Genomic DNA, 14415 nt, shown 5'->3' on the forward strand with positions numbered 1-14415 from the left:
ATCCTTTGTTATTTTTATGTATTTAAAATAACATAAACTGCCTACGTTGTGTCAGGCAGTTTATGTTGAAATATAAAATTATTTAAGTTTTTCTAGTTCCTGAATACGCTCTTCAACTAGCTGGCGTTTCTCCAAATAATCTTTTTCCTTTTCTCTTTCTTGTTGTACAAGCTTTTCAGGTGCTTTTTGAACGAATTTCTCATTTGATAATTTCTTCTGAACCAAATCAACTTCAGATTGCCATTTTTTAAGTTCTTTATGCAATCGACTTAATTCTTCTTCTAAATTTACTAAACCTTCAAGCGGGAAGAATAATTCAGCCCCACTAACAACAGCTGTTTTGGAGTGCTCAGGTGCTTGAACCGTTGTACTAATCTGCAATTCCTCAGGATTACAGAACTTCTCTAAATAATGTCGGTTATCTTCCAGCTCGTTTACGATTGATTCATCGCTCGCTTTAACTAGAATCCGGATTTCTTTCGACATCGGCGTATTGACTTCAGAACGAATATTTCTAACAGCACGGATCATCGCTACAAGGCGTTCCATGCGCTTCGCACTTTCTTGATCAATATGCGCTTCATTCACTGTTGGCCATGGTGCTACGGTAATCGATTTACCTTCATGCGGAATGTGTTGCCATATTTCTTCAGTGATAAATGGCATAAATGGATGAAGTAACTTCATGATGGCATCCAATGTATGGATCAAAACGGATTTAGTAGTGATTTTTTGCTTTTCATCATCACCGTACAGTGGGAGTTTAGCCATCTCGATGTACCAGTCACAAAAGTCATCCCAAATAAAGTTATATAAATATCTCCCGGCTTCACCAAAGTCATATTTATCGATATTTCTTGTAACTTGTTCAATCGTTTCATTCAAACGAGTCAGAATCCATTTGTCTGCAACTGATTTCTCTCCAGAAAAATCAATGTCATCATAAGTGAAATCTTCTAAATTCATAATGACAAATCTGGACGCATTCCAAATTTTATTGGCGAAGTTCCAAGTAGACTCCACTTTTTCCCAGTGGAAACGCAAGTCTTGGCCTGGTGAAGAACCTGTAGATAAAAAGTAGCGTAATGAATCAGCACCGTACTTTTCAATCACATCCATCGGATCGACACCGTTTCCTAGTGACTTACTCATTTTTCTACCTTCTGCATCGCGAACCAACCCATGAATTAACACGTCTTTAAATGGACGGCGGTCCGTGAAATGTTTGGACTGGAATATCATCCGGGATACCCAGAAGAAGATAATGTCATAGCCGGTAACGAGTGTACTTGTAGGGAAATAACGATTAAAATCTTCACTCGATTCATCTGGCCAGCCCATTGTTGAGAAAGGCCATAAAGCGGAAGAGAACCATGTATCCAAGACATCTTCATCTTGTTCCCAATTCTCTAGATCTTCTGGAGCTTCTCGACCAACATATAATTCGCCTGACTCTTTATGATACCAAGCAGGAATTCGATGTCCCCACCATAATTGACGTGAGATACACCAATCTCGAATGTTTTCCATCCAGTGGAGATACGTCTGCTCAAAACGCTCCGGTACAAAATTGACTTTGTCTTCGGTTTGCTGTAACTTGACCGCTTCTTCAGCTAGAGGACCCATTTTAACAAACCATTGAGTTGACAAGTAGGGCTCGACGACAGCCCCGCTTCGTTCGGAATGACCTACAGAGTGCATATGATCTTCAATATTGAAAAGAACGCCTTCTTGTTGAAGATCATTTACAATTTGTTTTCGGCATTCAAAACGATCCATGCCTTCATACTTGCCTGCGTTCTCATTCATTTGTCCGCCCTCATCCATCACGAGGACTCTTTCTAGGTTGTGACGATTTCCGATCTCAAAGTCATTTGGGTCGTGCGCTGGTGTAATTTTAACAGCTCCAGAACCGAATTCCATATCAACATAATCATCACCGATAATTTCAATTTCTCGGCCAACAATCGGTAGAATGACTTTTTTACCAATTAAATGTTTATAACGATCGTCTTCCGGGTGGACAGCAACGGCTGTGTCACCTAACATCGTCTCTGGACGAGTAGTCGCGATCTCGATATATCCATCTTCATCTTTTAATGGGTATCTCATGTGATAGAATGCACCTTGTACCTCTTGGTAAATAACTTCGATATCCGATAATGCGGTTTTTGTGCTTGGATCCCAGTTAATAATATATTGTCCGCGATAGATTAGTCCTTGTTCGTATAGGCTAACAAAAACTTCTTTAACAGCATTGGACAATCCATCATCAAGCGTAAATCGTTCTTTTGAGTAGTCCAGTCCTAATCCGAGTTTTTCCCACTGGCTTCGGATAAAACTCGCATACTCTTCTTTCCAATCCCATGCTTGCTCAAGAAATTTTTCACGTCCAAGATCATATCTGCTTTTACCTTCTTCTTTTAACTTCGCTTCGACTTTTGACTGAGTTGCAATTCCTGCATGGTCCATGCCTGGTAACCATAAAACATCATACCCTTGCATTCGTTTGTATCGAGTCAAAATGTCTTGCAGTGTCGTATCCCACGCATGACCTAAGTGGAGTCTTCCTGTAACGTTTGGTGGCGGAATGACAATTGTATACGGTTCTTTTTGGTCATTCTCTTCCGCTTCAAAAAACTTGCCTTCCATCCAAAATTGATAACGACCTTTCTCTATCTCTTCTGGATGATATTTAGGTGCCATTGATGTATGTTTTTGTTCTTCCATTCCATCTTCCTCCTTATTAATTGTGATAGAAACATAAAAAAATCTTTCCATCCTCATAAAAAGGACGAAAAGATTTGAATTTCGCGGTACCACCTTAATTCACAGCATATGTCACTGTGCATCTCACCTGTTAACGGTTTTCCCGTCTTCTCCTACTATTAATTTCAAAGAAGCTGCCAATTCAGAGCGACCTTCCAAGCTTTCAATCCGAGGAAACTTTCAGCAAATTGTTTCCCTCTCTGTCGGTATTCCACCTGTACTCTTCTCCTACGGGCATTTACGTATATTCGATTAACATTATTATATACAACGAGTGAATCAAAATCAATGAATTAATACACAGTGTTACCGCATTTTTCATATTCTATACAAAAGGAGGTCATCCGAGTGGGTAAATACTATCGCTATAGGGTTCCTTATGGGTTCCGTAAAGTTATTATCATCGTTGAATTTTCCATCTTCCCAATCGTCTGTTACCAAGTGCTACGAACTATATTTTTACCTACAACATTGGATGTATTTCTATGTTGTATTTTTATCGGGGTCTTCATTATGTTCCGGTCAAAATGGATCTAACTCTTTTTTTCTACTTGCGGAACATAAATAATGTCGCCTTCTTCAAGCATACTAGGGTCTTCTAGGTTATTCATTCGCTCTAATTTAGAGCTCGGTAAATTATAGGTTTCAGCAATCGATTCAAGTGTTTCATTTTTCTGCACGAAACGTACAGTCAGTTGTGAAGAAGTAGGCTCGTCGTTTCGAAAAAATTTGGACAAGTAACTTAGTCCGCTAGCTTCTTTCTTTTTTTCTACTTCATCAGCTTTTCCTTCTATTTTCTCATCCGCTTCTGCTTTAACTTCTTTTTCTTCTGTAAAAGTCTCTTTCTTTTCATATTGAGCGTCTTCTTTCATTTGCTTTTCACTCGAGTCTACAGCTTCTTTTTTATACTCGTCTTTCGTACTTTCTTTACTTTCTGCTTTATCTTCATGTTTTTCTTTTAACTCATCTTTAGCGGATTTCTTCTTATTGAAGAATTCAGCAAATGATTGTGGCTTATCTTTCTTTAAAAAGTCTCTTCCTTTCTGTTCTTCCTGAGAATCCTCTTCATGATAAACTTCTTTGGCAGGTTCTTCTGATGGTTGAGCTGTGTGTTGTCCCATAGATTGTTCTGCTGATGCATCAGTAAATGGCTCATCATGAAAAGACGGACCTTCTTGTTCTTCTTGAAAAGTAGGGAACTCTTTTAATTCAAAATCAGACGGTGCTGATTGTTCAGGATAAGCGTCATTTGCATCTCGTTCTGCAATGCCATCTATTCGAATACTTGATTGAATATTTAACGTCTGTGGTTCTGGCAGTTCATAATCAAAGTAATCAACTTTTACTTCCAAATGATGATCTCTCTCTACTCGGTCTACTGGAACCGTGATATCCACTGGAATTGGATATTGAAAAGTCATAAATCCATTGTCCAACATTCGTACTTGCTGCACGACATTATCTTCCTCATCATCGACAATATAAAGTGGTTCTTTTTTGGGAAAAGTTTGATAATCACCTGATACGACGAGCACTCCCCTTAATTGGATGTAGTTTTCCTCTTGAATGACATCCACCTCGGGGTCGATCGAAATACTATAAAGATCATCCACCTCTTCTCCTTGCCGAAAGCTAATTTTTTCAAAAATTTTAAATGCATATGGTTCCTTATTGTTGGTCATAAGCATCCTCCCTATATCCTTTTTTCAAATCCTCTTTGATTTGATCTTCGCATGTTAGAAAACAGAGCCTTTCTCTAATCTATATGATTCTTTTTCTATAAAATGAAAAATTCATGAAAGAAAGCATCTTCGAGAGTAATTTTCTAATTATGATCGGGAATAGGAAGTCGGATTTTTTGAGGGAAAAACGAATGATTATATAACAATGTATTAAATGCAAGTACAGCAGATGACGATTGTTGTTCTGTTGTTTTCTGTTGAAGTTTGGATGCTGACTGATGAAGTTCGGCAGATGACTGCTGAAGTTTGGCCGTTGACTGCTGAAGTTTGGATGCTGACTGATGAAGTTTGGCCGTTGACTGCTGAAGTTGGGCTACTGACTGCTGAAGTTTGGATGCTGACTGATGAAGTTCGGACGATGACTGCTGAAGTTTGGATGCCGACTGCTGAAGTTCGGACGCTGCCCCAAAGTGTAAAATAAAACACAAAATCCGAACGATTTATATAAGGCTAAATCGTTCGGATTTCATTGCTTCTATATACTTTTATTTATTGTATTTTTTAAATGCATTGCGTGCTGCTTCAACTGTCTGATCAATTTCATCCATAGTATGTTCAGTTGATAAGAACATTCCTTCGAATTGTGAAGGTGGAAGGAAAATGCCTTGTTCAGCCATCTCTCGATAATACGTAGCAAACCATTCGAGATCAGATGTTTGTGCTTTTTCAAAATTTATCACTTCTTCATCGGTAAAGAAGAAGCCTAGCATCGAACCAGCACGATTTACTTGTAGCGGAACTCCAAACTCCTCAGCCGCGTCTTGGAATCCTTTGACAAGACGATCAGCTTTTTCATTAATCGCTTCGTAAGACTCCTCAGTCAACTGGCTTAACGTTGCAATTCCTGCTGCCATAGCAAGCGGGTTACCGGATAATGTACCTGCTTGATAAATATCGCCTTCTGGAGCGATTCGTTGCATGATCTCTCTTTTACCTCCGTAGGCACCTACAGGGAGTCCACCACCAATAACTTTTCCGAGACAAGTTAAATCTGGGGAGACACCGAAATGACCTTGTGCACAGTTATAACCAACACGGAATCCTGTCATAACCTCATCAAAAATGAGCAATGTGCCGTGATCTTCGGTAATTTTACGTAGGTTTTGTAAGAAATCATTTACAGGTGGTACAACACCCATATTACCAGATACCGGTTCAACGATAACCGCTGCGAGGTCATCTCCGTACTGTTCAAACACATAGCGCACACTTTCCATGTCGTTGTATGGTACGGTAATCGTGTTTTGAGCAATAGACTCAGGGACACCCGGACTATCCGGTAAGCCTAAAGTCGCCACTCCAGAACCGGCTTTAATCAATAGTGAATCGCCGTGGCCGTGATAGTTCCCTTCGAATTTCAAAATTTTATCGCGACCTGTATATCCACGCGCTAGACGAAGGGCACTCATTGTAGCTTCTGTACCTGAATTGACCATTCTAATTTTTTCAATGGAAGGAACTCGGTCAATAACTATCTTTGCTAATTCATTTTCATACGCAACGTTTGTACCGAAACTAGTCCCTTTTTCCATAACTTCTTTCAACTTAGAGACAACTGCATCGTGAGCATGACCAACAATTAACGGTCCCCAACTAAGCACGTAATCAATATACTCATTCCCATCTACATCGTATATACGGGAGCCTTTCCCTTTTTCCGTATAAATAGGTGTCATATCAACTGATTTGAAAGAACGAACAGGTGAGTTGACTCCACCTGGTAGTAAATCTTTTGCTTCTTCAAATAATTTTTGTGATTTTTCATATCGGTTCATTATTAAAAGACCTCCTTATGATTCACTTAACCATTGTGCGATATCTTTTGCAAAATAAGTGATAATCAAATCTGCACCCGCCCGCTTCATTGAAGTGATTTTTTCCATGACGATTGCTTTTTCATCGACCCAGCCATTTTGTGCTGCAGCTTTGATCAACGAATATTCACCACTAACATTGTAAGCAACAACTGGTAATGTATACCGATCTTTAACTTCTCTTACGATATCTAAATAGCTAAGAGCTGGTTTGACGATGAGAAAGTCTGCGCCTTCTTCTACGTCGGTATCTGCTTCTCGTAACGCTTCAATACGGTTAGCCGGGTCCATTTGATAGGTTTTCCGGTCACCGAATTGTGGTGTACTATCTGCCGCTTCACGAAATGGTCCATAAAAAGCAGATGCGTATTTTACTGCATAAGACATAATCGGAATATTTTCAAATCCTGCTTCATCTAATCCTTCACGAATTTCCTTAACGAAACCATCCATCATGTTTGACGGGGCAATGATATCTGCTCCTGCTTGAGCTTGAGATACAGCCGTTTGAACATGCAATGGTAGTGAAGCATCATTGTCTACATATCCATCATGAATGACGCCGCAATGCCCGTGTGATGTATATTCACACAAACACGTATCCGCAACGACAAGAATTTCTGGGTATTCCTGTTTGATTAAACGAGTTGCTTGCTGGATGACGCCTTCATTGTCATAAGCTTGTGTGCCAACTTCGTCTTTTTCTTTTGGTAAACCAAATAAAAGTACAGCTTGAATTCCTAATGCTTTAATCTCTTTCATTTCTTCCGTTAAACGGTCTAGTGATACTTGATAGACACCTGGCATTGAAGATACTTCATTTCGCTGGCCGCTCTCTTCCAAAACAAACAACGGATAAATTAGATCTTCTTTATTCAAATGCGTCTCTCTTACTAAATCACGCATAGCCGGTGTTCTTCTCAGTCTTCGATGTCGGTCAAATGCATTACTCATTTTATTCCTCCTCAAGCACTTGCTTCACGCGATCTGATAATCCGCGAAGTGTATACTCATCTGGTACGTATGTTTTCGTAAAGCCTGTTTGCAATGCTTTTTCTTGGGTCGTGGCACCGATACAGAAACATGGCTTCTCGTATATTTCTTTTTGTGTTTGTTCTAACAAAGTAAAAAAGGCGTGAATGGATGATGGGGAAGTGAAGACATAGTAATCAAACGGCTGCTCTTCATATAGCTGGTTTAACTGCTCCTGTGCTGAGTAATTAATCACCGTTCGGTATACATACATATTTTCAAAAGAAAATTGTTGCCGTTCGAACTTTTCATCAATGGTTGTTCTCGACAATTCCCCTTTAATCAATAACACTTTTTTCGGTATGTCAATTTCTAAAAATTCTTCTCCCATATGTTCCGCATCGAATGTACTTGGGATGAAGTGAACTGTTAAACCCTTTTTTTCGATTTCAGCTGCAGTACCTGTACCGACTGCAGCTATTTTTTTGTCAGATAAATCGATTGAATCATGGCCTAACCACGTTATTGTTTCATAAAAAAACCGTACGCCTTTTGCACTCGTAAAAAATAACCAATCAAATTCATTTAAACGGTTCAAAAACTGTACATTTTCTTCTCTCTTCCATAACTTCGTTTCAATTACAGGGACGCAGAAAATGTCACATTGCTCATTTTTTAATGGCTCGGTGAATTTTGCGGCCTGCTTGGAGTCTCTTGAGAGAAATACCCGTACATTTGAGGGTGTTGCACTCATTACGATTCATCCATTTCCGCTTTTGCTTTTGCAACTAATTCAAGAGCGCCTTGCTCGATTAAATCTTCAGCAGCTAGTCGACCAGCTTCAATTGGATCCTTCGCCCTTCTTGTTGTTTGAATCACAGTTTTTCCATCAGAGGAAGCAACTAATCCACGAATCTCAACCTCATCATTTTCAAGCGTTGCGTAACCCGCGATTGGAACTTGGCAACTTCCTTCTAGCATATTAAGTAATTTACGTTCAGCTTTTACGGTGATTTCGGTATACTCGTCATTAATTTGCTGGATCAGTTCACGTAATTCAGTATCATCTTCACGACACTCTAACGCTAATGCTCCTTGACCAATAGCAGGTAAGCACACATCTGATTCTAAAAATTCCGTTACGATGCTAGGGTCCCAACCGACACGCTTTAACCCAGCCGCTGCTAATAAAATGGCATCATAATCTTCCTCTTGCAACTTACGTAGGCGTGTCTCAATGTTTCCTCTAATCCACTTAATTTCTAAATCAGGTCGATATGCTAGTAGCTGTGCGCCTCTCCGTAAACTACTCGTTCCGATAATTGCTCCTTCTGGTAAATCATCTAACTTTACATGGTCTTTTGCAATATACGCATCTCGATAGTCTTCACGCTCAGGGATACATCCGATCATTAAACCTTCTGGCATATCAGATGGCATATCTTTCATACTGTGAACAGCTAGGTCGATCTCATGGTCGTACATAGCTTTTTCAATTTCTTTTACAAATAGACCTTTCCCGCCGACTTTAGAAAGCGTTACACTCTGAATTCGATCTCCTGTCGTTACAATCTTTTTTATATCAAACGTATAGTCATTTGTTTTTTTCTTCAATTCATTAATAACCCACTCGGTTTGAGTGATGGCTAGATTACTTCTTCTTGATCCGACGACAATATTTCTCATTTTAACGTCCTCCTAGAATTACTTTCTATAACTAATAGTAGTAAAGTTACATTCATTTGTAAAAGATAATCCCATGATACATTTCTCTTTGCATTCATTACAAAATTATCTTCGAGCAAAGTTAAAAACAACCAGAAGACTAAGACTGCCTTCTGGTTGTTTCATAATCGTTAGTCTATACTCGCTGAAGATATCATTAAATTTATTGAATTGCCTTGATTAAGCCAGCAATCGGAAGGGACTGACTAACCGTTTTATGACTATGGTGTTTATTATTTTGAAATTCTAATTCTTCTTGCACTTCTTCTTCGATACCAAAGATTTTCACAAATAATTTCAGCATCTCTTCGGCTTCTTCGTCACCAGCCATCTCTTTTGCTTGTAGGATAGGTTCTTTTAACATTTGATTGATGATACTTTTCGTATGCTTGTTCAATACTTTTCGTTCACGGTCAGTCATATCTGGCATTTTTCGTTCAATAGATGCCATTGTCGTCTCTTGAATTGATAGTGCTTTATTGCGCAAAGCTGAAATGACTGGAACGACGCCTAGCGTTTGTATCCATTCATCGAATTCATCCAACTCTTGATCAATCATTCGTTCAATTGCATTTGCTGCTTTCTGTCTCTCTTCCAGATTCTTATTGATAACTCCTTGCAGATCATCGATGTCATAAACAATTACACCGTCTAGATCACTTACTGACGGATCGATGTTACGCGGAACGGAAATATCAATTAAGAATAAAGGCTTCCCATTTCGACGACTAACCAATGGTGTCAACTGTTCTTTCGTAATAATGAAAGAATCAGTAGATGCAGATGTAATGAGAATATCTGCTTCTTGCATCACTTCATCTAATTCGTCCATAGACTTAGCGACACCTTCAAACTTATCAGCGACTTCTTTTGCTTTTTCATACGTTCTATTAATAACGGTAATTTGGCGAATTCCTGAACCATGAAGATTCTTCACTGCAAGTTCACCCATTTTACCCGCACCTAATATAGCAACGTGTTGCTCTTTTAGGTCATTAAAGATCTGTTTTCCTAATTCTACAGCAGCATAACTAATAGAAACTGCATTTTCACCGATCGCTGTTTCACGATGCGCACGCTTTGCCACCGTCACTGCTTGTTTGAATAGTTGATTAAAAATTAAGCCCGAAGATTCCACTTCTTGAGCAACCTGAAAAGCTTTTCGAACTTGCCCTAGAATTTGGGTTTCTCCTAAGACCATCGAGTCGAGTCCTGCTGTCACTTTCATTAAATGACGAACCGCTTCAGTCTCTTCTTTAATTTCGATATATTTTTTAACATAATCGAGCTCTAATGAGAATTGGTTAGCTAAGAACCGTTTTACATAATAACGCCCTGTGTGTAATTGATCCGCTACGACGTATAACTCTGTACGGTTACAAGTGGAAACAATTACATTCTCAAGAATACTTTTTTCTTGGTTTAATTCGAGCATTGTTTCACTTAAATTTTCATCTGAAAAAGCCAGTTTTTCACGGATTTCAACTGGGGCTGTTCGGTAGTTGACACTCAACACAATAAAATGCATCTTTCTTTCACCCCTCATTTATCGTACAATCATCTATGAATTCAGTATAACAAAAATGTTTCGCTCACTTGCTTACTACTTTGAACGAATTATGAAACTTATATTATATTAGAATGATTTTAATTCCATATAGTAGCCTATCATAACCAATGAGGAACAGCAAGAAAACCGTTTAGGGAGTGACTTTTCGTGAAACAATCCAAAACTTTTATTGGCGTATTATTAATCGGATTTGGACTATTTTTTGTCTTACAACAGTATTCTATACCAATTCTTTCCCGCTTTGACACTTGGCCTACCATTTTAATCATTTTAGGAATTGCATTTCTTACCCAAGGTTATTTAAATAAGCAACCAGAATCCATTTTACCTGGTGGCATTCTTACCGGGCTAGGCATTCACTTTCATGCGCTTCAACATTGGTCTAGTTGGATTGATCACTGGGGCATGTATACGTTGATTGTCGGATTTTCCTTTTTGCTTCGTGCCCATAAAACGAATCAAGGAGTAATGGCTGGGCTTGTATTGGTAATTATTTCATTAATCGGCATTTCCTCTATCACGCTGCCGAGGTGGTTTGGTTGGATTGATTACTTTTTCGTGCAAATCGAACAATTTTGGCCATTCTTACTGATTGGACTCGGTGCTTTCTTTTTATTCAAAAAATAAAGATGAAGGGTTCTAGCTAAAAAAATTATATGTACAAATAGCCAACTTCATACAGTGTAGTTATGCTTTATTCAAATTATCACGTTCGTAATTGGAATGTGTCAAAAAAATTCCCGGACTAGTATTCTAGTCCGGGTTATCACTTCATGATTGTATATAGGATGTTACGTATCTCCACGCTTCTTCTTTTCCTTCAGCAGTTTCAGCAGAAAATCCAACTAAATGATCCCCTGACTCCAATTCAAGAACATCCTTAATGATTTTTAAATGCTTCGCTTTTTTTGATTTTGATAGTTTATCGATTTTCGTAGCCACGACGATAACAGGTATTTCATAATGCTTGAGAAAGTCATACATGACTTGGTCATCCTTCGTCGGTTCGTGTCTGGAGTCAATCAAAAGGACAGTTGCTCTGAGTGATTCACGTGTGACAAAGTATTCCTCCATCATTTTTCCCCAAGCTTCTCTTTCTTTTTTTGAAACCTTTGCATAACCATAACCAGGTACATCGACAAAGTAAAATGCTTCATTTAATTGATAAAAGTTTAACGTTTGTGTTTTTCCAGGCTTCGATGATGTACGAGCTAAAGCTTTCCGGTTAATCATTTTATTGATAAAAGATGATTTACCGACATTGGATCGGCCAGCCAGAGCAATTTCTGGCAAGCCTCCTTCTGGATATTGTTTTGCACTAACTGCGCTAATGATTAATTCTGCTTGATTAATTTTCATGATCTTACTCCTTTAAAAGGGCGTGCTCCAACACTTCATCTAAGTGGGAAACAGTGATAAATGTTAAGTCATCCCGAATACTTTCTGGAATATCTTCAAGATCTTTTTCATTTTCTTGAGGAATCAAAATTGTCGTCAACCCAGCTCGGTGGGCGCTCAGTGACTTTTCCTTCAAGCCACCAATTGGAAGCACACGGCCACGAAGTGTAATTTCACCGGTCATTCCTACTTCTTTCCGAACTGGACGGTTTGTAAACGCTGAAACGAGTGCCGTTGCAATTGTAATTCCTGCCGACGGTCCATCTTTAGGTGTTGCGCCTTCTGGAACGTGGATATGAATATCGTACTTTTCATAAAAGTCTGCATCTAACTCAAGTTCATCCGCTTTGGCACGAACATAACTAAGAGCAGCTTGTGCCGACTCTTTCATAACGTCTCCCAGTTTACCGGTTAACGTGAGTTTGCCTGTACCTTTTGCAAGGGATACTTCAATGGATAATGTGTCTCCACCGAATTGTGTATACGCTAAACCTGTTGCCGCGCCGACCTGGTGTTCATCTTCACGCTGACCGTAACGGAAACGAGGTTTTCCTAAAAATTCTTCCAATTGTTTCTCCGTCACTACAACACGTTTCTTTTCACCGGATACAATTTGCTTAGCTGCTTTTCGGCAGAGAGAGGCAAATTGTCTTTCTAAACCACGTACTCCAGCTTCCCGAGTGTACTGACGAATTAATTTTAAAATCGCTTCGTCTCGAAATTGGACCTGGCTTTTTGTCAGCCCGTTCTCTTTAATTTGTTTCGGAATGAGATGCTGCTTAGAAATATGAAGCTTCTCTACTTCTGTATAACCAGCAATTGTAATGATCTCCATCCGATCACGAAGAGGCTCAGGAATCGTCGCTAGTTGATTCGCTGTAGCGAGAAACATCGTTTTCGATAAATCATATGGCTCTTCAATATAATGATCACTAAACGAATGATTTTGTTCAGGATCAAGAACTTCTAACATGGCCGAGGACGGATCTCCTCTGAAATCATTGGACATTTTATCGATTTCATCTAATAAAAATACAGGATTGATTGTCTCAGCCTTCTTCATGCCGCGAATAATTCTTCCAGGCATCGCACCAACGTAAGTTCTACGATGACCCCGAATTTCCGCCTCATCTCTCACTCCCCCGAGAGACGCACGGACATATTTTCGATTGATGGACCGGGCAATTGACTTAGCTAATGATGTTTTCCCAACTCCTGGTGGTCCAACTAAACATAAAATCGGTCCACTTAGTTTATCGGTTAATTTTTGAACGGATAAATATTCCAAAACACGTTCTTTTACTTTTTCCAAACCGTAATGGTCGGCATCTAATATCTTTTGTGCTTTAGGAATATCAATGTTATCTTCTGTTTCCTCTGTCCAAGGTAAACTAACTAACCATTCAATATAGTTTCTAATAACGGAGCTTTCGGCTGAGCTTTGAGGAACTTTTTCGTATCGATCTAGTTCTTTGTTGGCAACCTCCGTAATTCGCTCAGGCATATTCGCTTCCTCAATTTTTTGGCGAAGCTGGTCAACTTCTCCGCCTTTTCCGTCTTGTTCACCCAATTCTTTTTGAATCGCTTTTAATTGCTCACGGAGATAATATTCTTTCTGTGTTTGTTCCATTGACTTACGGACGCGCTGACCGATCTTTTTTTCCATCGTTAGAACTTCTTTTTCGTTATGAATCAATTGCAGCAAGTAATCCAGACGGTCAGGTATATATACATACTCTAAAATGTTTTGTTTATGGTGCAAACGAAGAGGTAGGTGTGATGTAATTAAATCAGCAAGATTACCTGGATCTTCAATGTCTTTTACCGTATCGAATGTTTCTTGATTTAGCTTTTTTGAGATCTTTGTATATTCTTCAAACTGATTGATCAACATCCGAACCATTGCTTGCTCTTCCACGCGCTCACCATGTTCTTCTTCAAGTGTCGTATATTCGGCTTTGAAGTAAGGTTTTGTTTGGTTAAAGGAAAGAATTTTCGCACGTTCGACTCCTTCAACTAAGATACGTCGTGTACCATTTGGAAGCTTAACCATCTGCTTAATCGTCGCGATTGTACCTGTCAGATAGATATCTTCAGGTGAAGGATCATCAGCATCTGTGTTTTTTTGTGTTGCCAATAAAAATTGACTGTCCTCTACCATCGCATCTTCCAGCGCAGCAATTGATTTTTCCCTACCGACATCTAAATGCATAACCATCGTTGGATAAACGATGATTCCTCTTAATGGAAGTAGTGGTATCTCTTTTATGTTATTTTCTTTCATTAATTGTACCTCCAAGTTGTGGTCCGATGTTTTTGCGTTAGAAAACCACTTTAATCTTTTTTATAATGAATCAATTTCATAATTGCTCTTTTTAAAAATACAAAGACTTCTCCAATGTTTTGAATTGCATTTTTAAAAACA

At 39.0% G+C, this 14415-nt stretch carries 11 protein-coding genes and 1 other annotated feature; of the genes, 2 read left to right on the top strand and 9 right to left on the bottom strand.

Annotation, left to right across the window (positions count from 1 at the left end):
• Positions 1-78 precede the first annotated feature (78 nt).
• Together FPQ13_RS01875 and FPQ13_RS01885 are read right to left on the bottom strand one after the other, a co-directional pair.
• Positions 79-2730: a valine--tRNA ligase gene (locus FPQ13_RS01875; protein WP_144087600.1), complete on the bottom strand. Its 2652-nt coding sequence runs from the start codon at positions 2728-2730 to the stop codon at positions 79-81.
• Between the two features lie 57 nt (positions 2731-2787).
• Positions 2788-3011, bottom strand: a binding site (T-box leader).
• Between the two features lie 291 nt (positions 3012-3302).
• Entirely contained in the window at positions 3303-4451 is a 1149-nt protein-coding gene (locus FPQ13_RS01885; protein WP_186279514.1) for a LysM peptidoglycan-binding domain-containing protein, read from the bottom strand.
• Positions 4452-4665: 214 nt separating this feature from the next.
• On the opposite strand from FPQ13_RS01885, the gene FPQ13_RS13365 reads away from it, so the two are divergent.
• Positions 4666-4932, top strand: coding sequence for a hypothetical protein (locus FPQ13_RS13365; RefSeq protein WP_186279515.1), 267 nt, complete (start codon positions 4666-4668; stop codon positions 4930-4932).
• A gap of 64 nt (positions 4933-4996) precedes the next feature.
• Here the strand turns inward: FPQ13_RS13365 and hemL are convergent, their stop codons facing one another.
• The 5 genes from hemL to hemA all read right to left on the bottom strand — a co-directional run bounded on the left by hemL (position 4997) and on the right by hemA (position 10550).
• Positions 4997-6286 (bottom strand): glutamate-1-semialdehyde 2,1-aminomutase, encoded by a 1290-nt coding sequence (gene hemL / locus FPQ13_RS01895; protein WP_144087604.1) that lies wholly within the window; start codon positions 6284-6286, stop codon positions 4997-4999.
• Between the two features lie 15 nt (positions 6287-6301).
• Positions 6302-7279: a porphobilinogen synthase gene (hemB, locus tag FPQ13_RS01900; protein ID WP_144087605.1), complete on the bottom strand. Its 978-nt coding sequence runs from the start codon at positions 7277-7279 to the stop codon at positions 6302-6304.
• A 1-nt stretch (position 7280) separates the two neighbouring features.
• Entirely contained in the window at positions 7281-8051 is a 771-nt protein-coding gene (locus FPQ13_RS01905) for a uroporphyrinogen-III synthase (protein ID WP_144087606.1), read from the bottom strand.
• Positions 8051-8983, bottom strand: coding sequence for a hydroxymethylbilane synthase (gene hemC / locus FPQ13_RS01910; protein ID WP_144087607.1), 933 nt, complete (start codon positions 8981-8983; stop codon positions 8051-8053). Before hemC ends, FPQ13_RS01905 begins: the two co-directional genes overlap by 1 nt.
• Positions 8984-9185: 202 nt before the next feature.
• Complete coding sequence (gene hemA / locus FPQ13_RS01915) at positions 9186-10550, bottom strand: glutamyl-tRNA reductase (protein WP_144087608.1); 1365 nt, start codon at positions 10548-10550, stop codon at positions 9186-9188.
• Between the two features lie 189 nt (positions 10551-10739).
• Here hemA and FPQ13_RS01920 point away from each other — a divergent pair, with 189 nt between their 5' ends.
• Positions 10740-11219: a LiaI-LiaF-like domain-containing protein gene (locus FPQ13_RS01920; RefSeq protein WP_144087609.1), complete on the top strand. Its 480-nt coding sequence runs from the start codon at positions 10740-10742 to the stop codon at positions 11217-11219.
• A gap of 144 nt (positions 11220-11363) precedes the next feature.
• On the opposite strand, the gene yihA is transcribed toward FPQ13_RS01920, so the two are convergent.
• Positions 11364-11951 (bottom strand): ribosome biogenesis GTP-binding protein YihA/YsxC, encoded by a 588-nt coding sequence (gene yihA, locus FPQ13_RS01925; RefSeq protein ID WP_144087610.1) that lies wholly within the window; start codon positions 11949-11951, stop codon positions 11364-11366.
• A 4-nt stretch (positions 11952-11955) separates the two neighbouring features.
• Positions 11956-14274, bottom strand: coding sequence for an endopeptidase La (lon, locus tag FPQ13_RS01930; RefSeq protein ID WP_144087611.1), 2319 nt, complete (start codon positions 14272-14274; stop codon positions 11956-11958).
• Positions 14275-14415 lie beyond the last annotated feature (141 nt).

This window comes from Allobacillus salarius (assembly GCF_007559425.1).
Taxonomy (GTDB): Bacteria; Bacillota; Bacilli; order Bacillales; family Alkalibacillaceae; genus Allobacillus; species Allobacillus salarius.